Annotated in this window: 18 protein-coding genes and 1 pseudogene; 9 read left to right on the forward strand and 10 right to left on the reverse strand. The window is 71.1% G+C overall.

Annotated features, from left to right (window positions below; translation table 11 throughout):
* Window positions 1-181 precede the first annotated feature (181 nt).
* Genes OG452_RS11905 through OG452_RS11915 form a run of 3 tightly spaced genes read right to left on the reverse strand, consistent with a single transcriptional unit; the run spans window position 182 to window position 3,370 of the window.
* Window positions 182-1,795: an AAA family ATPase gene (locus OG452_RS11905; RefSeq protein ID WP_327295598.1), complete on the reverse strand. Its 1,614-nt coding sequence runs from the start codon at window positions 1,793-1,795 to the stop codon at window positions 182-184.
* A gap of 7 nt (window positions 1,796-1,802) precedes the next feature.
* Window positions 1,803-2,516, reverse strand: a complete 714-nt coding sequence (gene cpaB / locus OG452_RS11910; RefSeq protein ID WP_327295599.1) for a Flp pilus assembly protein CpaB — start codon at window positions 2,514-2,516, stop codon at window positions 1,803-1,805.
* Complete coding sequence (locus tag OG452_RS11915) at window positions 2,513-3,370, reverse strand: hypothetical protein (protein ID WP_327295600.1); 858 nt, start codon at window positions 3,368-3,370, stop codon at window positions 2,513-2,515. Before OG452_RS11915 ends, cpaB begins: the two co-directional genes overlap by 4 nt.
* Window positions 3,371-3,668: 298 nt before the next feature.
* On the opposite strand from OG452_RS11915, the pseudogene OG452_RS11920 reads away from it, so the two are divergent.
* Window positions 3,669-4,664 (forward strand): annotated as a pseudogene (locus OG452_RS11920) (chitinase); the annotation flags it as partial.
* Between the two features lie 301 nt (window positions 4,665-4,965).
* On the opposite strand, the gene OG452_RS11925 reads toward OG452_RS11920, so the two are convergent.
* Together OG452_RS11925 and OG452_RS11930 are read right to left on the reverse strand one after the other, a co-directional pair.
* On the reverse strand, window positions 4,966-5,430 hold the full coding sequence (locus OG452_RS11925; protein ID WP_327295601.1) for a hypothetical protein: 465 nt from the start codon (window positions 5,428-5,430) through the stop codon (window positions 4,966-4,968).
* A gap of 105 nt (window positions 5,431-5,535) precedes the next feature.
* Window positions 5,536-6,363, reverse strand: coding sequence for a S1 family peptidase (locus OG452_RS11930; RefSeq protein ID WP_327295602.1), 828 nt, complete (start codon window positions 6,361-6,363; stop codon window positions 5,536-5,538).
* Between the two features lie 472 nt (window positions 6,364-6,835).
* On the opposite strand from OG452_RS11930, the gene OG452_RS11935 reads away from it, so the two are divergent.
* The 5 genes from OG452_RS11935 (at window position 6,836) to OG452_RS11955 (ending at window position 13,365) form a co-directional block, all read left to right on the forward strand.
* A complete protein-coding gene (locus OG452_RS11935) occupies window positions 6,836-7,063 on the forward strand; it encodes a type A2 lantipeptide (protein ID WP_327295603.1) in 228 nt (75 codons plus the stop codon).
* Between the two features lie 122 nt (window positions 7,064-7,185).
* A complete protein-coding gene (locus tag OG452_RS11940) occupies window positions 7,186-7,992 on the forward strand; it encodes an HlyD family efflux transporter periplasmic adaptor subunit (protein WP_327295604.1) in 807 nt (268 codons plus the stop codon).
* An 80-nt stretch (window positions 7,993-8,072) separates the two neighbouring features.
* Window positions 8,073-10,229, forward strand: a complete 2,157-nt coding sequence (locus OG452_RS11945) for an NHLP family bacteriocin export ABC transporter peptidase/permease/ATPase subunit (protein WP_327299597.1) — start codon at window positions 8,073-8,075, stop codon at window positions 10,227-10,229.
* 1 nt (window position 10,230) lies between these two features.
* On the forward strand, window positions 10,231-13,086 hold the full coding sequence (locus OG452_RS11950) for an NHLP bacteriocin export ABC transporter permease/ATPase subunit (protein WP_327295605.1): 2,856 nt from the start codon (window positions 10,231-10,233) through the stop codon (window positions 13,084-13,086).
* Between the two features lie 102 nt (window positions 13,087-13,188).
* A complete protein-coding gene (locus OG452_RS11955; protein WP_327295606.1) occupies window positions 13,189-13,365 on the forward strand; it encodes a hypothetical protein in 177 nt (58 codons plus the stop codon).
* A 94-nt stretch (window positions 13,366-13,459) separates the two neighbouring features.
* On the opposite strand, the gene OG452_RS11960 is transcribed toward OG452_RS11955, so the two are convergent.
* From OG452_RS11960 to OG452_RS11980, 5 genes are all read right to left on the reverse strand, one after another.
* A complete protein-coding gene (locus OG452_RS11960) occupies window positions 13,460-14,056 on the reverse strand; it encodes a cytidine deaminase (RefSeq protein WP_327295607.1) in 597 nt (198 codons plus the stop codon).
* A 276-nt stretch (window positions 14,057-14,332) separates the two neighbouring features.
* Window positions 14,333-15,802: a GntP family permease gene (locus OG452_RS11965; protein WP_327295608.1), complete on the reverse strand. Its 1,470-nt coding sequence runs from the start codon at window positions 15,800-15,802 to the stop codon at window positions 14,333-14,335.
* A gap of 157 nt (window positions 15,803-15,959) precedes the next feature.
* Window positions 15,960-16,370: a RidA family protein gene (locus OG452_RS11970; RefSeq protein ID WP_327295609.1), complete on the reverse strand. Its 411-nt coding sequence runs from the start codon at window positions 16,368-16,370 to the stop codon at window positions 15,960-15,962.
* Window positions 16,367-17,161 (reverse strand): IclR family transcriptional regulator, encoded by a 795-nt coding sequence (locus OG452_RS11975; protein WP_327295610.1) that lies wholly within the window; start codon window positions 17,159-17,161, stop codon window positions 16,367-16,369. The genes OG452_RS11970 and OG452_RS11975 overlap by 4 nt, the downstream gene beginning before the upstream one ends.
* Window positions 17,158-18,327, reverse strand: a complete 1,170-nt coding sequence (locus tag OG452_RS11980) for a sugar kinase (RefSeq protein WP_405562545.1) — start codon at window positions 18,325-18,327, stop codon at window positions 17,158-17,160. The genes OG452_RS11975 and OG452_RS11980 overlap by 4 nt, the downstream gene beginning before the upstream one ends.
* Before the next feature lie 30 nt (window positions 18,328-18,357).
* On the opposite strand from OG452_RS11980, the gene OG452_RS11985 reads away from it, so the two are divergent.
* From OG452_RS11985 to OG452_RS11995, 3 genes are all read left to right on the forward strand, one after another.
* The gene (locus OG452_RS11985; RefSeq protein WP_327295612.1) at window positions 18,358-19,662 is read left to right on the forward strand and encodes an alanine racemase; all 1,305 of its coding nucleotides are present in this window, start codon (window positions 18,358-18,360) and stop codon (window positions 19,660-19,662) included.
* A 64-nt stretch (window positions 19,663-19,726) separates the two neighbouring features.
* The gene (locus tag OG452_RS11990) at window positions 19,727-21,331 is read left to right on the forward strand and encodes an N-acyl-D-amino-acid deacylase family protein (protein WP_327295613.1); all 1,605 of its coding nucleotides are present in this window, start codon (window positions 19,727-19,729) and stop codon (window positions 21,329-21,331) included.
* Window positions 21,332-21,475: 144 nt separating this feature from the next.
* On the forward strand, window positions 21,476-22,687 hold the full coding sequence (locus OG452_RS11995) for a pyridoxal phosphate-dependent aminotransferase (protein ID WP_164262923.1): 1,212 nt from the start codon (window positions 21,476-21,478) through the stop codon (window positions 22,685-22,687).
* The last annotated feature ends 81 nt before the right edge of the window (window positions 22,688-22,768 follow it).

Genomic DNA, 22,768 nt, shown 5'->3' on the forward strand with positions numbered 1-22,768 from the left:
GTGCGGGTTTCCGGGGCTCCGCCTCCGGGCCCCCGGTCCTCAAGCGCCGGACAGGCTTGTTCTCGGCCAGCCCACGTCGACAAGATCCAGCCCGTCCTGGGGGTCCCCCCGGACGGAGTCTGGGGGAGTTCGAGGACCGGGGCCCGGGGCGGGGCCCCGTGGACGGTACGCCGCGCAGGCTTCATCCCCCGCCTCCCCCCTCAAGCGCCGCCCCCGCGCTCCCGTCCACCGGCCACGGAAAGTTTCCGGCCCCCGGAAAGAGCACCGGCGTCCGCAGATGAACGGTCGCCTTCATCAGGTTTCCCGACGCGCCGCAGGACACCGTCGCCGCTCCGCGCCAGTTGGCCGGCAGCCGTTTCAGGCCCGCCTCCCGGCAGCCCGCCGTCGAACCGTCCACCGCGTACGAGGCCGTGGCCGCCCGCGCCGCCTCGTCCGCCGCGTTGCCCGCCAGGGAGAACGTGTAGCCCCACAGCACGCACTGCCACATCGCCACCAGGACGAAAGCGATCAGCGGGGCCATCCCGGCGAACTCGACCAGCACCGCGCCCCGGTCGCTGTCGAGCTTGCCGCCCCGGCCGCGCAGCCGGCCGCCCCGGCCGCCCCTGCCGTGGGCGGCTGCGGCCGGCGCCTTCACCAGCCCGAGCTCCCCGGCCAGGCCCCACATGGCCTGCTTGACCGCGGAGCGGCTGTCCAGGTCCTGCATCCGGCCCGCGTCCACCGCCGCCTGGAGTTCCTTGAACCCGGCCGGGATCGCGGCACGGGCCGCCTTCGTACCGGTGATGCGCTCGACCAGCGCCGGCTGGATCTCGGCGCTCCGGGTGGCCCGGTTGACGACGGTGACCGTCTCCTCCGCTTTGCGGACCTGGAGCCGGTCCCACATCCGCACCATCCGCTTGGCGGCCCGGACGGCCACCACGTCGGGGGTGACCAACAGCAGCGCGTGGTCGGCCATTTCGACCGCCGCCGCGTTCGCGCCGGTCAGCTGGGTGCCGCAGTCCACGACCACGATCTCGTACCGGTTGCGCAGCGCGCCGATCGCCTGCCGGGCGACCCGGTCGGTGACCTCTTCGCCCCGCTCGCCCTCGCCGGGTGCCAGCAGCAGCCCGAGCCCGGTCGGGTGCGCGTACACCGCGTCCTGGATGACCCGGGGGGAGATGTCGGCGATGCCCGCGAGGTCGGCGATGGAGCGGCGGAACTGTACGTCGAGGTAGGAGGCGACGTCACCGGACTGGAGGTCGAGGTCGACCAGGGCGACGGACCTGCCGGATGCCTGGGCCGCCAGCGCCAGCTGGACCGCGGTGACGGTGGCGCCGACCCCGCCCTTCGCCCCGGTGACCGTGACGACCGTGCCGCCGGGCCCGGCGGCCGGGTCGGGGCCGCCGCCGAGATGGCGGCGTACGCCGGTGGACCAGGAGGCCGCGTTCTGTACCCGGGCCGCCAGCTCCTCGTAGCCGAGCGGCAGTCCGATGAGGCCGCGGGCGCCCGCGTCCATCGCCGACGTGTAGAGGAGCGGGCTGATGTCCGCGGTGATGAGGACGACGCCGACCGCCGGGAAGCGCAGCGCGACCTCCCTGATCAGCTCAAGCGCGGGGGCCGGGCCGATCCGTTCGTGGACCAGGACGACCTCGGGCAGCTCGTCGAGCGATTCGGCGGCCAGCCGGGCGAGCAGGTCGAGCAGCGAGGTCGAGTCGGCGACCGGCGGGAAGGGTTCCGCGTCGGGGAGCTGGCTGAGCAGGGTGATCACCGCGCGCGCCGCGTCCGGGTCACCGGCCACGGGGAGGATACGAGTCGTCATCTGTCCCTCACTTGTCGCCGTCGAGGGTGTAGGTGCGGTCACGCTGCGGGACGGCCGGGCTGCCGCCTGCCGCGACGAGCGCCAGCCGGACATGGGTGGCGAAGGACTCCGCGTACGCCACGCGCTGGGCGTCGAGCGTCTTGAGTGCGAAGGTGATCGGGACGGCGTCGGTGGACTGCCGGGAGCGGTCGCTCTCGTTCTGGCCGGGATCGAGGGCGGTGAGCTTGCCGACGTCCACGACGCGCGCGTTGGAGACGATGACCTTGGAGGTGTCGGGGACGCCCTTGTCGTCGCCCTTGAAGGTCGCGTAGATGTTGACCTCGGAGCCCGGTGTGATCTTGCCCGCCACCCCGGTGGAGGCGTCGATCATGATGGCGATCTCCTGCTCGCCCGCGCTGAGTTCGGGCTGCTGCACGATCATGTCGCTCTGCAGCAGCGAGCCCTTGCGCAGCTGGGTGACGGCGATCTTGCCGCGCACCTGGGCCAGGTCGGTCACCGCGTTGCCGGAGAGCCACCGCCGCGGCATCCGGGTCTCCTCGAAGTCGCCCGGGGTGAGCTGTTTGTACGGGGCTATGTCGCTCCGGACGCGGTACGCCGTGACCTCGGGGCCGACCTTCGCATTCACGTCGCGGATGACCGAGAGCACGCCGATGATCGCGGCGACGGCGCAGACGGCCGACAGGACCAACAGGACGACGCCGCGGCGCTGGCGGGAGTTCACTGGGCGGGCAACCTCTCGATCTGGGCGTGCGGATCGGCGAACGGTGCTGAGCAGAACCCGCAGCGGTCTCCTATGAGTTCGAGCCCGCACCACCGGCACAGTTCACGGCGTACGGAGGAGACCAGCCGGTGGAGGACGGAGAGCTCGGTGATGGCCGCGGCGAACTCCACCAGCCGGGGCGTGGCCCACCAGCCGGCCGAGTCGGCGGGCAGCGCGGTCTCCAGATGGCCCTGGACCCGCCAGGCGGGGGCGAGCACCGTGGTCACCCAGTCGGACTGGAGCCGGCCCCTGGCAACGAGCAGCCGGGTCGCGAACGACGGCCCTTCGAGCAGTCCGGGCTCGGCGCCGGTCACCTTGGCCAACTGCGGTGCGGGTGAGGCGAGTACGGCGAACTCGGAGCCCGGCAGCCACGATGTGGCGTGTGCGGTCAGGGAGACCGGTACGTGGTCGAGCCGTGTGACCGTGGGGAGCTGCGCGCCCGCGTAGATGTAGTGGGCGAGCAGCCGGGCCGCCGATGCGAGGACACCGGGGCTGAAGTCGCACACGGAGAGCTGGCGCAGCTGCCGGGCGAGCACCGCGACACCGAGCGGCGGCAGGTCGACGGGGAGCAGGGCGATGCGGTCGCTCTCCAGGACCGAGCGGACGGCGTGCAGCCGCTGTACATACGGCGCGGGCAGCGCGGCCGCGTACGGCACGACGACGTATCCGTGCTGTTCGAGGAGAGCGTGGAGATCCGCGATGGAGGCTTCGAGTGACTGCGCGGAGGGCGGCTGGAGTACGGCGGCGAGCGGGGTGTGCCGGTCGGACGGCGGCAGCGCGAGGTCGCCGCTGGTGACAGCTATGGCGGTCGGCACGTCGTGGTCCCCCGTTCACAGCGAGTTGCTCCTGCCTCAGCACTGTATCCAGGGGACACGCCGGAAGAGCCACAACTGCCCAAGATTCATTGGATCTTGGCGGGTGAGCAACCGGCCCCGGAAGACGGAGAAACGGTGGAGAAGAGGACGCCGTCCGGACAGATCCCTTGACATTGCAATTGGTCTGGACCAGCTTGGTGGCATTCGGCGGTGGCCACCGAGCCGTATCTCAGCCCCCACCCCCCACACCTGGAGGCCGTACGTGAAATCCAGACGATCCACCCGCGCCTGGCTGGGTACCGCCGTGGCCGCGCTCGCGGCGGCGGCCCTCTCCTTCGCCGGAACGACGGCCCAGGCCGCAGGCAACACAGCCGGTACGGCCACCACGGCTGCCAGGGTGGCCACGGCCGCCCCGCCCGCCCACGCCGTCACGGGCTACTGGCAGAACTTCAACAACGGCGCCGCAGTCCAGAAGCTCAGCGACGTACCGGCGGCCTACGACATCATCGCGGTCGCCTTCGCCGACACCGGAAGCTCACCGGGCGCCGTCACCTTCAACCTGGACTCCGCCGGGCTCGGCGGCTACACCGCCGACCAGTTCAAGGCCGACATCAAGGCCAAGCAGGCGGCGGGCAAGTCCGTCGTCATCTCGATCGGCGGCCAGAACGGCACCGTCTCGGTCAGCGACTCGGCATCGGCCGCCAACTTCGCCAACTCCGTCTACTCGCTGATGCAGGAGTACGGCTTCAACGGCGTCGACATCGACCTGGAGAACGGCCTCAACTCCACCTATATGTCACAGGCCCTCAAGTCCCTTGCGACGAAGGCTGGTTCGGGGCTCGTCGTCACCATGGCCCCGCAGACCATCGACATGCAGTCGACGTCGAACGAGTACTTCAAGACGGCGCTCGCCATCAAGGACATCCTGACCGTCGTCAATATGCAGTACTACAACAGCGGTTCCATGCTCGGCTGCGACGGCAAGGTCTACTCGCAGGGCTCGGTGGACTTCCTCACCGCGCTCGCCTGCATCCAGCTGGAGGGCGGTCTCGCCCCCTCGCAGGTCGGCATCGGTGTCCCCGCGTCGTCGAGCGCGGCGGGCAGCGGCTATGTCGCGCCGAGCGTCGTCAACAACGCACTCGACTGCCTCACCAAGGGCAGCAACTGCGGCTCGTTCAAGCCCTCGAAGACCTATCCCGGCCTGCGCGGCGCGATGACCTGGTCCACCAACTGGGACGCCACGGCAGGAAACTCCTGGTCCGGCGCGGTCGGACCGCACGTCCACAGCCTGTAGCGACCGCTAGTGCCGCGGCAGGCAAGGTTTGCCCGTCAAGGAGCGGCGTCCGGTGCGTTCTCTCGGCGTGCCGGCCGGAAGCCCCCGTACTGGACGTACTTGGGCTTTCGGCCGGTGCGGCGAGAGTTGGGGCCTCCCCTGTTCGAGCGCAGCCGAGAACTTGGGGAAGTGCCGGGCGTCGCGACGGGGCAAACGTTGCCTGCCGCGGCGCTAGGCCCAGCTCGGCAGCGCCGCCGCTCCCCCGGTGGCGCTGCCGCCTTGCGTGCTCCCACCGCGGATGGACGGCACGCGGCCGGGAGGTCTACTGCGGTCGTCCGCCGAGGTAGTACCCGAGCACCGGAGCCAGCTCCGCGAACCACTGCTGGAGCATGGTGCTGTTTCGGGCGTTCACCGCGCACTCGTAGAACATGCCGTCGCCCAGCACCACCGCCACCATGAGTGTGGTGCCCCCGTAGGAACCCTTGTACGGGACCGAGCTGATATGGCTCCAGGCGAAGTCCGCCGTCCGGCCGCCCCGTTCGAAGGAGACCCCTTCACTGTCGACCACGACGGCGTTGTGCCGGTCCGCGGCGAGGAAGTCGGGCCCACCCGCGAAGGAAGCGGAGCCGGAGGGCTGCTGCTGCGCCGGTGGCGGCACGGGAGCGTACATCTGCGGGGGCGGCGGCCCGAAAGCCTGCTGGGGCTGCGGCGGTGGCTGCTGCGGCGGTGGCGGTGGCGGTGGGTACGGTCCCGGCTGCGCGCCGCCCTGCTGCCCGGTCCATGCCATGTGCGGGGCCCCCTGCTTCTCGGTTCACCGCCCAGTATGACCGGCCGCGGGCGCACAACGGCGCCCGTCGGTCCCCGACGGGCGCCGCCGCACTCTCCCCTGTTGCTACGGCTTGGGCAGGGCGCAGCCCGAGCGGCTCAGGTCGATCTTGTTGCCGGTGCCGACGCACGGCACGATCCCGTACGTCTCCTCGGCGTAGTTGATGCCCTGGTGGATGGTGACGTTGCCGTTCTCGTCCACCTCGCACGGGTTGTTCTCTGTGCAGCGCTCGCCGTCCTCATTGCCCGTGTTGTTGACGGCGACGACTTTGCCGGTCGCGGTGTCGACCACCGGCGATCCCGAGGTGCCGCCGATGGTGTTGCAGGCCGAGGTGTAGCGGAGCGAGTCCTTCCAGGTCCAGTCGCCCTCCTTGAGGCGGTAGACGAAACCGTCCACGCTGCAGCTGTAGATCTTCTTCCAGTACCCGGAGACCACGCTGATCGCCGTCCCCTGTACGGGGTGGGCGGCGTTGAGCTCAAGCGCCGAGATGCCGTACTTGCTCTGTATCTGCGCGTACGTGGAGGTGAGCTGGTACAGCGAGATGTCCGTGTCGGTCATCGTCGCGTACGCCACCTTGCTCGCCCTGAGCGTGGCGACCGAGCGGCCGGCCGCGTTGAGCAGCGAGAAGCTACGGCTTGACGGCTGATCGGTGATGACCTGGCCGGCGGCCGGGAAGCCGGTCTCCAGGCAGTGGCCGTTGGAGAGCACCAGCGCGGGATCGCCAGGCTGGGAGTCCGGCACGCGGACGACGGAGCCCGAGCAGTTGCTCAGCGCCACCGTGCCCGCGAAGTCGGCCGCTTTGACCGTGGGACGGCTGGTGGCCGCCACCGCGGGTGTCGCTGCCGCGCCCATAAGGAAAAGAGCGAGCAGAGCGCCGACGAGAGGCTTCTTCATGTGGGGGGTCCCCTCTGTGACCGAAGTTCTTCCGGTTTGTCATGCGCATTCTTAACGCAAGAGGGGGCCGCGGGGAAGGGTGCCCCGCCCGGGGGCACCGGGGGCCACCGCCGCCTCACCTGGGCCATGAGCATCTCCAGTGAACCTGCACACCGACTGCGCAGTCCGGTCACGGCGTCCCGAGAACACGCACAACCCGCGGAATTGACGTTGTCCATTAATGCGGGAGTGTCCACTTTGGTGAAATGCGCAGCGCCCCGGGTAATGCGAACCTTTGGATCCCGTGAAGGGGCTGTCCCGGCTTGGTGAACAGACCTGCACTCCGCCGCAATTTCGTGACCACACAGCCCCTGAACGGGGACCTTCCGAGTGGATGTGCGAGGCGTCATCGTGCTTTGATCCTCCGCACTGCGGGAGTTGCACCACTGGTTCCCGCTTTCTCGAATTACCCCTGAGAAAGGCCGCTCACATCATGAACTCCGTCCCCCAGGTTCAGACCCTTGAGATCTCCGACGCCGACCTCGACAACGTCTCCGGCGGTCTCGTCGGTGGCCTCGTCAACAGCGTGACCGGCACGGCCGACTCCATCGCCCCGGTCTCGGGCCTCGTCGGCGGCGTCGTCGGCACGGTCTCCGGTCTGACGGGTGTCAACACGGGCGCCGTCACCGGCACCGTGACCGGCCTCATCGCCGGCGCCTGAGCCACAGCTCCACACGGGCCCCGGAACCTCCCCCCGGTTCCGGGGCTCGACGGCGCTCCAGGCCGTGTGCGCGAAGCCGCGCCCGTCGGCCCGCCGGCTCCGCAACGTTAGGGAAGAACGTCGTGCAGTTCCGCCAACAGGCCCTGTCCAAGCTGCAGTCGCCCGAGGAACTCGACCTTCCCGTGCGGCTCGCCCGACCGCAGGGGCTGCTCGCCCTGGTGGTGACGGTCGTCGTGATGGCCGCCGCGTCCGTGTGGGCGGTGACCGGCTCGGTCTCGTCGACGCTGCGGGCACCCGGCATCCTGACGCACGCGCAGGGCAGTTACGTCCTCCAGAGCCCCGTCACCGGTCAGGTCACCGGCGTGCTCGCCAGGCAAGGGCAGCGCCTGGCCGTCGGCGCACCGGTCCTCAAGGTCCGTACATCACAGGGCGACCGGCTCGTCCGCGCCATCGACGCGGGCCGGGTCACCACGCTCTCGGCCGGGATCGGCACCGTCGTCACCACCGGCGCCGATGTCGCCACGGTGGAGAAGACCCACAGCGCCACAGATCCCCTGCTCGCCATGGTGTACGTCCGGGCGGACAGCGCGGGGACCGTACCGGTCGGCGCGGACGTCGATCTCACCGTCCAGTCGGCGCCGTCCCAGCAGTACGGGATGCTGCGCGGACGCGTACAGGCGGTGGGGCACGGCGCGCAGACCCAGCAGCAGATAGCGGGCTTCCTCGGCGACAAACAGCTGGCCGGGCAGTTCACGAAAGGCGGCCCGACGGTCGCGGTCCTGGTGAAGCTGGTCAAGTCCGCCGCCACCCGGTCGGGTTACGCCTGGTCGTCAGCGGGCGGCCCGCCGTACGCGCTCGACTCCATGACCCCGGCCTCCGGCGCCGTGCACCTCGCCGGGCAGCACCCGATCGATTGGCTGCTTCCGTGAGCCCCTCCCCCGCCACCCAGCAGCAGCTGCCACCGGCCGGCCACGGCCGCCGCAAGGTACGTCCCGCGCCCGCGCCCCGGATGCGCAGGCGGACCGTCCGCACGCCCACCGTCCTCCAGATGGAGGCCGTCGAGTGCGGCGCCGCGTCCCTGGCCATGGTCCTCGCCCACCACGGCCGCCACGTCCCCCTCGAAGAGCTCCGCATCGCCTGCGGCGTCTCGCGCGACGGCTCGCGGGCCAGCAGCCTCCTGAAGGCGGCGCGCAGTTACGGCCTGACCGCCAGGGGCATGCAGATGGAGCCGGCCGCCCTCGCCGAGGTCAAGGCGCCCGCGATCCTCTTCTGGGAGTTCAACCACTACGTCGTCTACGACGGCATGGGCCGGCGCTTCGGGCGGCGCGGCATGCACATCAACGACCCGGACAAGGGCCGCAGGTTCGTGCCCGCCGAGGACTTCGACACCAGTTTCACCGGCGTCGTCCTCGTCCTCGAACCGGGCGAAGGCTTCCGCCAGGGCGGCCGCAGGCCGGGCGTCCTGAGGGCGCTGCCCGCACGTCTGCGCGGCACCACGGGCACGATGCTCGCCGCGCTCCTCGCCAGCCTGCTCCTGGTCGCGACCGGCGCGGCGCTGCCCGCGCTCAGCCGCACGTACATCGACATGTTCCTGCTCGGCCATCAGACGTCGCTCCTGGGGGCTCTGTTCGCCTCGATGGCGACGATGGTGGCGCTCACCGCCGTCCTCACCTGGCTCCAGCAGGCGAACCTGCTGCACGGGCGCATCATCGCGTCGACGCTCAGCAGCGCACGCTTCCTGGGCCATCTGCTGCGGCTCCCGGTGACGTTCTTCGCCCAGCGCAGCCCGGCCGACCTGGTGCAGCGCCTCCAGTCGAACGACGCGGTCGCCGAGACCCTCGCACGCGATCTGACCGCCGCCGGGGTCGACGGTGTGGTGGTGCTGCTGTACGCGGCGCTGCTGTGGACGTACGACCCGCAGCTGACGCTCGTCGGCGTGGGCATCGCGCTCGGGAACGTCATCGCGATGCGGATCGTGATCCGGCTGCGCGCCACGCGTACACAGAAGCTGCGCGCGGACACGGCCCGGCTCACCAACACCTCGTACACGGGCCTTCAGCTGATCGAGACGATGAAGGCGACGGGTGGCGAGAACGGCTACTTCCGGCGCTGGGCCGGTCAGCACGCCACCACCCTTGAGGAGCAGCAGCGTCTCGGGGTGCCGAGCGCGTGGCTGGGCATCGTGGCACCGACCCTGGCGACGCTGAACAGCGCGCTGATCCTGTGGATCGGAGGTCTGCGCGCGGTCGAGGGGCATCTGTCGGTGGGGCTGCTGGTGGCGTTCCAGGCGCTCGTGGTGCGTTTCACCGCGCCGGTCACCCGCCTCAACGGGGTCGCGGGCCGCATCCAGGACTTCGCCGCCGACGTGACGCGGCTGAAGGACGTCGAGAGCTTCCCCGTGGACTCCCTGTACGCCCGCTCCGAAACGGCGCCGAGCACCCGCCGTCTGAAGGGGCACGTCACGCTGGACGACATCACGTTCGGCTACAGCCCGCTGGACAAGCCGCTCCTGACGGGCTTCTCGCTGACCGTAGGACCGGGGCAGCAGGTCGCCCTCGTCGGCGGCTCCGGCAGCGGCAAGTCGACGGTGTCGCGGCTGATCTCCGGTCTGTACAGCCCGTGGGAGGGCACGATCCGGATCGACGGACAGCGTCTGGAGGACATCCCGCGGGGCGCGCTGACGGCGTCCGTGTCGTTCGTCGACCAGGACGTGTTCCTCTTCGAGGGCACGGTCCGTGACAACGTCGCCCTGTGGGATCCGTCGATCCCGGACGAGGCGGTCGTCGACGCGCTCAAGGACGCGGCGCTGTACGACGTGGTGGCGCGCAGGCCCGGCTCCATCCAGGGCCGGGTCGAGCAGGACGGACGGAACTTCTCCGGCGGGCAGCGCCAGCGGCTCGAAATCGCCCGGGCCCTGGTCCGGCGGCCGAGCGTCCTCGTACTCGACGAGGTGACCAGCGCCCTGGACGCCGAGACCGAGCAGCTCATCATCGACAATCTGCGGCGCCGCGGCTGTGCCTGCGTGGTGATCGCGCACCGCCTCAGCACGGTCCGCGACAGCGACGAGATCGTGGTACTCGACCACGGCCAGGTCGTGGAGCGCGGCCGCCACGAGGAGCTGGCCGCCGCCGGGGGCCCGTACGCCGAACTGGTCAGGGAGCACTGACGTGACGCACCCGCACCAGGAGCACACCCCGGGCGACCAGGTGACCGCCGCGTTCGGCGCGCTGGGCGCCCCGGTGGACTGCGCCGGCGTGCGCAGCCTCCCGCTGGAGGGGCCGCAGGTCCTGTGGCTCGTCGTCGGGGGCGCGCTCGACCTGTTCGCGGTGGACACCGTCGCGCAGGGGCACTGGCACTTCCTGGGCCGGCTCGAAGCGGGGACGCTGCTGCTCGGGCCGGTCGAGGGCCCGCAGCACACGCTGGTGGGGCGGCCGTTGCAGGGCTGCGCACTGCGCCGTATCGCGCTGCGGGAACTGCAGGTCCCCGACCACGGCGACGGCTCGTGGGCGTACGACCAGCAGTACCTCAGCCAGTACGACACCCAGGACTCGGCCCTGAGCCTTCTGGAACACGCCTTCGCGCTGGGCGTGGGCCGCAGTCAGCGGGTGCTGTTCGAGGCTCCGCTCGACGGCAGGACCGCGGGCGACGACTCGGTGGGCGACGACGACATCCTGTGGCTGCCGGTCATGCCGGGCAGTGTCCAGTACGGGGCGTCGTACAGCGCGGACGCGGCCGGCGACCTGCTGGTCGACGGGTCTATGTGGCAGCGCATGGTCAACCAGCAGTTCCGGCTGCTCTCGGCACTCGACCGGTGGATCGAGCGCCTGGAGAGTGCGCACGAGACCCGTACGGCGGCCGGTATCAAGGCGGGCGAGACCGTACGCGAGAACGCCGACCGGACTCTTCTCGCGTCCATCGGCAGCCCGGGCAGGGGGAGTTCACGGCGAACGTCCGCCGGTTACGGTGACGACGCGACGTATGCCGCGTGCAAGCTGGTCGCCGACGCGGCCGGGATCACACTCACCGAACTCGCCCGGATCGGCGCCGTGAGCGACCGGATCGACCCGGTCGAGCAGATCGCGGTCGCCTCGCGGATCCGCAGCCGGGCCGTCCGCCTCGACGGCCGCTGGTGGCGCGAGAACACCGGCCCCCTGGTGGGGCACCGGGCCGCGTCCGGCGCCCCGGTCGCGCTGCTCTGGCGGCGTGGTGGTTACGAGGCCGTGCATCCGTCCAGCGGACGGCCCACCCGGATCGACGAGGACAACGCCGACGAGTTCGAACCGCGGGCCGTGATGCTGTACCGGCCGCTGCCCGACCGGCCGCTCAGCCCGCTGCGGCTGCTGCGGTTCAGTGCGCGCGGCACCCGCGGCGACGTTCGGAACCTGCTGGGCGCGGGCCTGGTGACGGTCGCGATCGGCGCCCTGGTGCCGGTCGCGACCGGGCGGGTGCTCGGCGAGTACGTGCCGAACGCCGAGTCGGACCTGATCGTCCAGGTGTCCGTCGCGGTGATGGTGACGAGCATCGTATCGGCGGCATTCATGCTGTTGCAGAACCTGACGATCCTGCGGATGGAGGGCCGGATCGAGGGCGCGCTGCAACCGGCCGTGTGGGACCGGCTGCTGCGGCTGCCCACCCGCTTCTTCGCCTCGCGCTCCACGGGCGAGCTGGCCAGCGCGGCGATGGGCATCAGCTCGATCCGCCGGCTCCTGTCGGGCGTGGGCCCTGTGGTGGTGCAGGCGGGCACGGTCGGCGCGCTGAACCTCGTCCTGCTGCTCTGCTACAGCGTGCCACTCGCCCTGGCCGCCCTCGGGATGCTGGCGGTGATCGCGGCCGTCTTCCTCGCCCTCGGGCTGTGGGAACTGCGCTGGCAGCGGCGCCTCGTGGTACTCAGCAACAAGCTCAACAACCAGGCGTTCCAGACGCTGCGCGGACTGCCGAAGCTGCGCGTCGCGGGCGCGGAGAGCTTCGCGTACGCCGCGTGGGCCGGGGAGTTCGCGCGCAGCCGGGAGCTGCAGCGGCGCGCGGGACGGGTCAAGAACCTCACCACGGTGCTCAACTCCGTCTATCTGCCGTTGTGTTCCCTGGTGATGTTCATGCTGCTCGCGGGCCCGGCGCGGGGCAGCATGTCGGCGGGTGACTTCCTCACGTTCAGCACCGCGGTGACGATGCTGCTCACCGCGGTCACGCAGCTCACCGGCGCGGCGCTGTCGGCGGCGGCGGTCCTTCCGATGTTCGAGCAGATCAAGCCGGTACTCGACGAGGCGCCCGAAGTGCGCGCCGCCAGCACCCAGCCCGGCGCCCTGACGGGCGAGATCGAGGCGCGCGGGGTGTCCTTCCGGTACACGGACGACGGCCCGCTCGTCCTGGACGATGTGTCGCTGTCCGTCCGGCCCGGCGAGTTCGTGGCGGTCGTCGGCCCGAGCGGCTGCGGCAAGTCGACGCTGCTGCGTCTGCTCATCGGCTTCGACCGGCCGGTCACGGGCGGTGTGCTGTACGACGGCCAGGACCTCACGGCGCTCGACCAGGCGGCGGTGCGCCGGCAGTGCGGGGTGGTGCTGCAGAACGCGCAGCCGCTGACCGGTTCGATCCTGGACTGCATCTGCGGCGCGGAGGTGTTCACGCAGGAGGAGGCGTGGGAGGCAGCGGCGATGGCGGGCCTGGCCGATGACATCAAGCAGATGCCGATGGGACTGCACACGATGATCGCCGGGGGCGGCGCGATCTCGGGCGGGCAGCGGCAGCGCCTCATGATCGCGCAGGCGCTGATCCGGCGCCCCCGCATCCTCTTCTTCGACGAGGCCACGAGCGCGCTCGACAACGAGACCCAGCGCACCGTCATCGACAGCACGCGCGCACTGAACGCGACCCGCATCGTCATCGCGCACCGCCTGTCGACGGTCATGGACGCGGACCGGGTCGTGGTCATGGCGGACGGCCGCATCGTCCAGCAGGGCCCCCCGGCCCGACTCCTCGCGGACACGGCCGGCCGGCTGCACGAACTGGTGCGGCGACAGATGGCGTAGCCCCCGGCCGGGACTGCGCCCCGGCACCTGGGGCCACACGGTCGCGCCCCAGGGCCGTAACACGCGCTCGCCGCCATCCCCGCCGAGAAATGCCCCGACACGGTGGACGCCCTCACCATGGTCATCGCCGACCGCCATGTCAGCAGCGTGGTCGTGACCTCGGGCGTACGCGACCTCGTGGCCTACCGGGACGCCCTGCCCGGGGCGGAACGGAGTATCCGCGTCCTCCCTGTCTCGGGCCTCGCGGAGTTCATGTCCGGCAAGCGCGTCACCTTGTGATCCGCCTGCGGTCGGCCGTGGCCGCCCACCGCTGCGTTCCCCGCCCCGAAACCCCGGCAGCGGTCACCGAACACGTTGCCGGGGCGCCGCGGTGTCACCCGGTGTGCACCTCGGTCGACGGCCAGTCGCCGTCGGCGAACTCGCGGCCCCAGTAGTACGGGTTGACCTCGGCGAGCGTACGCGCCTGCCAGCCGCCCGGGTCGCCGGGAGCGGGGACCGCCAACTCGACGCCGGGACCCCACAGGGCGAGCCGCTCCTGACAGATCCCGCACGGCGCCAGAACGGCGAGCCTGCCCGCGATCCGGTTGACGCACACCGACGCCGTGACCTTCCGGTCCAGGGTGTACGCCTGGCAGTACGCCCCGACCTCATGGCAGAGCGTCACACCCGCGTTGAGGTTGTCGAAGCAGACACTGGTGAGGATCCGGCCGTCGTCCAGGTAGACGGCTGCCGCCCCGGCGTCCTCGCGCCCCGGCCAGCGGCGGTCCATCTGCGCGATCGCGGCGTCCACGAGTGCCTGGTCGAGTTTCATCGTGGCATCCTGCCAGGCCCACGCGGCGATCCAGAAGGGATTTTCCGCAGCGGCGGACCGGACGGTCTCGGTCACCGGGCTGAGCAGCGCGGTGACCACGAAGCCCGCCACCGTTCCCCTGCTGCCGAAGGGGTGCGCCGTCGGTGGCGATTCCCCCATCGAGCTGCACCTGGAGCGCGCGACTCCGAGTGGGTCTCGAAGAACCAGCCGGTCATCAGGTTCGACGCGTACGACGATGTTTTCACCGCCCCGGCGGCCGACGGGTGTGGCCCGCTGGGGCGTCTCGTCAACGACCGGCTCGGGCTCCCGGCGGCGGCCGGGAACGCGATCACTCTGTCTTCGTACTACACCTTCAAGACGTACGACCGGCTTCCGCCTCGCTGACCTCGCTCCTGCCGGCACGACTCAGCAGTGGCCGCGTAAGCCTTGGACCGCCTAGATCACCAGGCTGAGCACCGCGGCGACCACGAAGCCCGCCACCGACAGGACCGATTCCAGTACCGTCCAGGACTTCAGCGTGTCCCGTTCCGAGATGCCGAAGTACTTGGCGACCATCCAGAATCCGCCGTCGTTGACGTGCGAGGCGAAGATCGAGCCGGCCGAGATGGCCATGATGATCAGGGCGAGGTGCGGCTGTGAGAGGTGCTGGCCGTCGACCAGCGGCAGGACGATGCCCGCCGTGGTCACGATCGCCACCGTCGCGCTGCCCTGGGCCACCCGCAGCACCAGCGAGATCAGGTACGCCAGCACGATGACCGGCAGACCCACGTCGTTGAAGGTCTTGGACAGTGCGCCCGCGATGCCGCTGCCGCTGAGGACGGCGCCGAAGATGCCGCCGGCGCCGACCACCAGCAGGATGTTGCCGACCGGCTTGAGCGAGGCGGTCGAGACCGCCTCCAGGGACTTGCGCGACCAGCCGCGGCGGATGCCCAGGAGGTAGTACGAGAGGAAGAGCGCGATCGTCAGGGCCACGAAGGGGTGTCCGAAGAACTCCAGGACCGAGCGGAGCGTCGAGGGGTCCAGGGCGATCGAGGAGAACGTCGCCAGCAGGATCAGGATCAGCGGGGTCCCAATGATCGCGAGGACCGTCCCCAGCGGGACCGGCTTCTCCTGCGGCTTGACGCCCAGGGCCCGCTGCTCGGCGACGACCGCGGCCTTGGCCTCCGCGGCGGCCTCGACCATGTCCTGCGGCACCGGGACGAAGAGGCGCTTGCCGATCCACGCCGCGTACACCCAGGCGGCCAGCACGGCGGGGATACCGCAGGCGGCGCCGATCAGGATGACCCAGCCGAGCGAGACGTGGAACAGCGCGGCGGCGGCGACCGGGCCGGGGTGCGGCGGCAGGAACGCGTGGGTCATCGACAGGCCCGCGAGCAGCGGCATCGCGTACAGGACGATGGACTTGCCGGACCGCTTGGCGGCCGCGTAGACGATCGGCGCGAGGACGAAGATGCCGACGTCGAAGAAGATCGGGATGCCGAAGATGAGGCCGGTGAGACCCATCGCGAGCGGGGCGCGCTTCTCACCGAAGAGCTTCAGCAGCCTGGCGCTCAGTACTTCCGCGCCGCCCGAGACCTCAAGGATCGAGCCGAGCATCGTACCGAGGCCGATGATGATCGCGATGTGCCCGAGGATGCCGCCCATGCCCGACTCGATCATCGAGACGGACGACGACTTCTGGACCGTGCCGAAGAGTTCGGTGACGGAGAGTCCGGCACCGAGGCCGACGGCTATGGAGACGCCGAGCAGCGCGACGAACGGCTGCAGCCTGACCTTGATGATCAGGAAGAGGAGCAGCGCGATGCCCAGGACGGCGACGGTCAGCAGACCGGTGGTGCCGCCGACGACGGCGAGCAGTCCGCCGGTGTGGGGTGGCGCTGCGGGGGTGCCAGCGGCGAAGTACATGGGGGAACTCCGTTGTTTCCTCGGGGACTTCAGGGCGGGGGACGCCAGTGCGCAGGTCAGCGCAGAGGGTGATACAGGGTGCGGCGGAGCAGGGTGGAGCGCGGCACGGCGCCCCGGAGGGGGAAGGGCGCCGTGCCGGGTTGTGGGTGCGGCGTTGTCAGCCGAGTACCGCGAGCGCGTCGATCTCGATGAGCAGGCCGGGCGGCAGGCCGACGTAGACGGTCGTACGGGCCGAGGCGGGCGCGGTAAGACCCTGCTCCTCGAAGTACGCGTTGTAGATCTCGTTCAGCTCGGCGAAGTGCGCGACGTCCGTGAGGTAGACGCGCATCATCATGACGTCGTCCCAGGTCGCGCCGCCCTCCTCCAGGATCGCCTTGACGTTGGCGAAGGTCTGGAGGGTCTGCTTGCGCAGGGTCGGGCCCGCCGGGGTGGGTGCCTGGCCCTCGACGGCCGGCAGGAAGCCGACCTGGCCGGCGACCTGGAGGAGGTTGCCCTTGCGGACGCCGTGCGAGAACTTCGCGGGCGGCGTGGTGTGGGTGGCGGGGGTGAGTGCGGTCTTCTCGGTCATGCCCTTGCTTCCTTCGGGGGGTGGTGCGGGGGGACGGTCTTCGGCTGCGGTGCGGTGCCCGCGTACTCGCCGCTGATGGCGTCGGCCGTGCGGCGCACCAGCGGGAGCAGGGTGAGGAGTTCCTCTGCGGTCACGACCACATTGGGCGCCGACATCGACATGGCGGCGACAACCCGGCCGTCCACGCCCCGGATGGGGGCTCCGACGCAGTTGATGGACTCCTCGTGGCCACCGAGGTCGGTGGCCCAGCCCTGTTCGCGCACCGTGGCCAGTTCCTTGAGGAAGGCGCCGGCGTTCGGTGTCGAACGGGCCGTGTAGGTGGGGTAGTCGAGCCGTTCGGCGACGGTGCGCCGCTCCGGCTCGGGGAGGTCGGCGAGCAGCAGTTTGGCGACGGCCGCCACGGTGATCGCGACGGGCCTGCCGATCCGCGAGTACATGCGGACCGGGTAGCGGCTCTCGACCTTGTCGATGTAGAGGACCTCGTTCTCCTCGTACACCGCGAGGTGCACGGTGTGCCCGCACTCCTCGTTGAGCCTGGCCAGGTGGGGGTGGGCGATCTCCCGTATGTCGAGGTTCTCCACGGCTTCCTGGGCGAGCGCGAAGAGGCGGGTGCCCAGGCGGTAGCGCTGGTCCTGCTGGCGGTAGACGAGTCCGTGCTCGTGGAGGGTACGGAGCAGCCGCAGCGCGGTCGACTTGTGGACGCCGAGGCTCTCCGAGACCTGGCCGAGGTCGGCGGGCCCCCGGGCGAGCAGCGGCAGGATGGAGAGCGCCCGGTCTACGGTCTGGCTCATGGCGTGCGTACCTCCTCTTCGGCGCCGGTCACCTCGGACACGGTCTCGGTCCAGCCGGGGCCGATCCGAAGTGTGCCCCAGGCGGTGTCGTCGAGAGCCGTGAGGCGGTCGGCAAGCTCCCGGGACGGCGGGCCGGCCAGGTCGCCGTGGACGGTGAGGGCGGCGGCGGCCATCAGATGGCCGTGCCGGACGCGGTCCAGGACCGGGAGGCCGCGGAGGGTGCCGGAGAGGAACCCGGCGGCGAAGGCGTCGCCCGCGCCCACGGGGGCCACGACGTCGACGCGCAGCGCGGGGACAGTGGTGACGGTGTCCCCCTGCGGGCCGCCGGCGAAGACCGTGGCCCCCGCAGCGCCCCGCTTCACGACGAGCACCGCGGGCTCCGGCAGCGCCGCCCGGATCGCGGCCGCGCCCCGTACGTCCCAGGCCGCCGCCGCCTCGTCCTCACCGACGAACACCACGTCGGCCCCGCCCGCCAGCTCCAGTAGCACCCGGGGGCCGGCCCCGGCCGCGTCGCGCCAGAGCCCCGGCCGGAAGTTCACGTCGAAGGAGACCAGCGGGCGGCCCGGCGCCGGCGCGGTCAGGCCGCGCATCAGGGCCAGGCAGCCGGACGAGAGCGCGGCCGTGATCCCGGAGAGGTGGAGCACCTGCCCGGACCACAGCGCGGCGCGGTCCAGTACCCCGGGCGCCATCGCGCTGGCGGCGGACCCGGCCCGGTAGTAGACGACCTCGTGGTGGTCGGTGTCCCGGTCGTCGGCGGTACGGAAGTAGACACCGGTGGGCCGGTCCGGGTCGCGCTGGACGGCCGAGGTGTCGACCCCGTACGCCCCGACGGTCTCGGTCAGGTGGTCGCCGAAGCCGTCGGCGCCGACCCGGCTGATCCACCTTGTGGAGTGCCCGGCGGCGGCCAGCGCGCACGCCACGTTGGACTCCGCGCCGCCGATGCCCCGGTCGAAGGAGGGGACGTCCGCGAGTCGGCCGGGCCGGGAGGGCAGGAACGTGACCATGGACTCGCCGAGACAGACGACGTCCACTGGGGGCACTGGGGTGTGCTGGGCGGTCACGATCGCTCTCGCTCCTCGGTGGTGGGTGGCCGGGGGCTCCGTTGACCCGGCGATGGCTCGGATGTTAGACAGCGGTGAGCGATATGCGCAATGAGCGTTGCACATGATGCAACGCACACTTCTCTGGGAGGTTCCATGGCGGGCGCGGCAGGTACGACGGGCGGGGCGAATGCGGCGGACGCGCGCGAGACCATCGGTGCGGAAGTGGTCGACCACCGCTTCAAAGGGCTGCCGCCCGGCGCCGACGGGCTGACCGTCGCCGCCCTGGCGGCCGAGCGCCGCAACCTCTTCACCGGCGGGTTCACCACCCCCGTACTCGCGCTCTCGGCAGAGTCGGTCGAGCACAACCTCGCCCTCATGGAGACGTACTCCACACGGCACGGCCTCGCCTTCGCCCCGCACGGCAAGACGTCGATGGCCCCGCAGCTCTTCGACCGGCAGGCCGAGCACGGCGCGTGGGGCATCACCCTCGCCGTCCCGCACCAGGTACGGGTCGCCCGCGCCTTCGGGGTGGCGCGGATCTTCGTGGCCAACGAGATCGTGGACGCCCCCGCGCTGCGCTGGATCGCCGCCGAACTGGCCGCCGACCCCTCCTTCCGCTTCATCTGCTACGTCGACTCGGTACGCGGGGTCGAGCTGATGGACGAGGCGCTGCGCGGCTCCACCCGCCCGCTCGACGTGGTGGTGGAGCTGGGCGCGGGCGACGGTGCGCGGACCGGCGTACGGACCCCGGCCGGGTGCGCGGCCGTCGCCGACGCGGTGGCCGCGACGGACACCCTGCGGCTGGTGGGCGTCGCCGGTTACGAGGGCGAGGTGCCCGACGCCGACGGCGAGGGGGTGTGCGCCTGGCTGCGCGAACTGGTCGCGCTGGCAGCCGACTTCGACCGGGCGGGACGCTTCGCGGGCCTGGACGAGATCGTGCTGAGCGCGGGCGGCAGCGCCTGGTTCGACGCGGTGGCGGACGTCTTCGCCGAGGTCCCCGCGCTCTCCGTCCCCGTACTGAAGCTGCTGCGCTCCGGCGCGTACGTCTCGCACGACGACGGCCACTACAAGCATCTGACGCCCTTCAACCGGGTGCCGTCCGAGGGCGCGCTCCAGCCCGCCTTCCGGCTCTGGGCGCAGGTCGTCTCACGACCCACCGGGGAGCAGGCGTTCGTCAACGCGGGCAAGCGGGACGCGGCGTACGACCTCGACCTGCCGCAGGCGCAGGCCGTCCGCGACGCGCGCACCGGCGAGGTACGCCCCGCCACCGGTATCACCCTCACCGGCCTCTCCGACCAGCACGGCTGGCTGCGCACCACCGGTGAGGCGCGCCTTGAGGTCGGCGACTGGGTGGGGCTCGGGCTCTCGCACCCCTGCACCTCCTTCGACAAGTGGCAGCTGATCCCGCTCGTTGAGGCGGACGGCACGGTCACGGACTACATCCGTACGTACTTCTGAGCGGACCGCGGGGGGAAATCAGGCAGCGCAGGGCAAGGCAGCACAGGGCAAGGGAGCAAGAGTCATGGATCTCGTCATCCGCGACGTCCGGGTCGTGGACGGAACCGGCGGCGCCTCGTACCGCGCCGACGTAGCCGTAGACGGCGGCCGCATCACATCCATCGTCCGCGAGGGCTCCGGCCAACGGCCCAGTGCGCCAAGGGTGGTCGACGCGCACGGGCTCGCCCTGTCGCCCGGCTTCATCGACATGCACGCCCACTCCGACCTGGCTCTGCTGCGCGACCCCGGCCACGAGGCGAAGGCCGCGCAGGGCGTGACGCTGGAAGTACTCGGCCAGGACGGCCTGTCGTACGCACCGGTCGACGACCGCACCCGCGCCGAGGTCCGCCGGGCCATCACCGGGTGGAACGGCGACGGTTCGGACATCGACTTCGACTGGCACACCGTCGGCGGCTATCTGGACCGGCTCGACCGGGGCATCGCGGTGAACGCGGCGTATCTGATCCCGCAGGGCACCCTGCGGATGTACGCGATGGGCTGGGACGACCGGCCCGCCACCCCGGCCGAGACCGAGCGGATGAAGCAGCTGGTGGCCGAGGGCATGGAGCAGGGCGCCGTCGGCATGTCGTCGGGGCTCACCTACACGCCGGGCATGTACGCGGACGACGCCGAACTCACCGAACTCTGCCGGGTGGTGGCCTCCTACGGCGGCTACTACTGCCCGCACCACCGCAGTTACGGCACCGGCGCGCTCCAGGCGTACCAGGAGATGGTCGGCCTCACCCGGGCCGCGGGCTGCGCGCTCCACCTCGCCCACGCCACCATGAACTTCGGCGTGAACAAGGGGAAGGCACCCGAGCTGCTCGCCCTGCTGGACCAGGCGCTGGAGGACGGCGCTGACATCTCCCTCGACACCTACCCGTACACCCCGGGCTGCACGACGCTCGTCGCCATGCTCCCCAGCTGGGCGAGCGAGGGCGGCCCCGACGCGATCATGGGGCGGCTCAGGGACGAGGAGACGGCCCGGAAGATCCGCCAGGTCATGGAGGTCGAGGGCGCCGACGGCTGCCACGGGGTGCCCATCGAGTGGGACGCCATCGAGATCTCCGGGGTGTCCGACCCCGCGCTGAGCGGCTATGTCGGGCGGACCGTCGCGGCCAGTGCGCACGAGCGCGGCGAGGAGCCGTGGGTGACCGCGCGGCGGCTGCTGATCGAGGACCGGCTCGGTTCGACGATCCTCCAGCACGTCGGCCACGAGGAGAACGTCCGGCTGATCATGGGCCACCGAGTGCACACCGGCGGCAGCGACGGGATCCTCCAGGGCGACAAGCCGCACCCGCGCGCGTACGGCACCTTCCCGCAGTACCTGGGCCGGTACGTGCGGGAGCTGGGCGTGCTGTCCCTGGAGGAGTGCGTGGCGCACCTCACCTCACGCCCGGCGGCCCGGCTGCGCCTGCCCGACCGCGGTCTGGTCCGCGAGGGCTACCGCGCCGACCTGGTCCTCTTCGACCCGAAGACGGTCGCGGCGGGCTCCACGTTCGAGGCCCCGCGCGCCCTGCCGACCGGTATCCCGCATGTCCTGATCGACGGCCGCTTCGTGATCGAGGACGGCCGCCGCACGGACGTGCTCGCGGGGCGCTCGGTCCGCCGTACACCCGGCCGGCCCTGAGCGGCCACCACCGTCCGGGCCGGGAGGCCCCACCGGACCGCGGCCCGTCCTGCACCCCCGGCAGGACGGGCCGCTTCCGTGCAGCTCCCCCCTGTGGGGGAAAACACCAGGCCGTCGCCGATATGTCACCGTAAGGTTGCGGACATGCAGGTGATCCAGTCAACGAAGCTCGCCAACGTCTGTTACGAGATCCGGGGTCCGGTTCTCGACGAGGCAATGCGGCTGGAGGCAGCAGGTCACCGCATCCTCAAACTCAACACCGGCAACCCGGCCGCCTTCGGTTTCGAGTGCCCGCCGGAAATCCTGGAGGACATGCTCCGCAACCTCGGCGACGCGCACGGCTACGGCGACGCCAAGGGGCTGCTGTCCGCCCGCCGCGCGGTGATGCAGCACTACCAGACCAAGGGCATCGAGCTGGGCGTCGAGGACATCTACCTCGGCAACGGCGTCTCCGAGCTGATCCAGATGTCGATGCAGGCGCTGCTCGACGACGGCGACGAGGTGCTCGTACCGGCCCCGGACTATCCGCTGTGGACCGCGTCGGTCTCGCTGGCGGGCGGCACGGCCGTGCACTACCGCTGCGACGAGCAGGCGGACTGGATGCCGGACCTCGCCGACATCGAGCGGAAGGTCACCGACCGCACCAAGGCGATCGTGATCATCAACCCGAACAACCCGACGGGCGCGGTCTACGACGACGAGCTGCTGCGGGGCATCGCCGACATCGCCCGCCGTCACTCCCTGACCATCTGCTCGGACGAGATCTACGACCGGATCCTCTACGACGGCGCCACGCACACACCGACGGCGGCCATCGCCCCCGACCTGATGGTCCTGACCTTCAACGGTCTCTCCAAGAACTACCGGGTGGCCGGGTTCCGCTCCGGCTGGATGGCGGTGTGCGGGCCGAAGGCGCACGCCTCCTCGTACATCGAGGGCCTGACGATCCTGGCGAACATGCGGCTCTGCGCCAACATGCCGTCCCAGCACGCGGTGGCCACGGCGCTCGGCGGCCGGCAGTCGATCGAGGATCTGGTGCTGCCGGGCGGGCGCATCCTGGAGCAGCGCGACACCGCGTACGAGCTGCTGACGCAGATCCCCGGGGTGACCTGCGTCAAGCCCAAGGGGGCGCTGTATCTCTTCCCGCGTCTGGACCCGAAGGTCTACAAGGTGAAGGACGACCGGCAGATGGTGCTCGACCTGCTGCGCGCCGAGAAGATCATGGTGGTGCACGGCACGGGGTTCAACTGGCCGGAGCCGGACCACTTCCGCATTGTGACGCTGCCCACGGCGAAGGAGCTGGAGGACGCGGTGACGCGGATCGGGACCTTCCTGGACGGCTACTCGCAGCGGTAGCCGGCACCCTCCGGGGGCGATCCGAGGCCGGACCGAGGCCGGATCGGCCAGGGTTCACGGGAGGGGGCACTCCGTCAGCAC

Source organism: Streptomyces sp. NBC_01197 (assembly GCF_036010505.1).
Classification (GTDB): domain Bacteria; phylum Actinomycetota; class Actinomycetes; order Streptomycetales; family Streptomycetaceae; genus Streptomyces.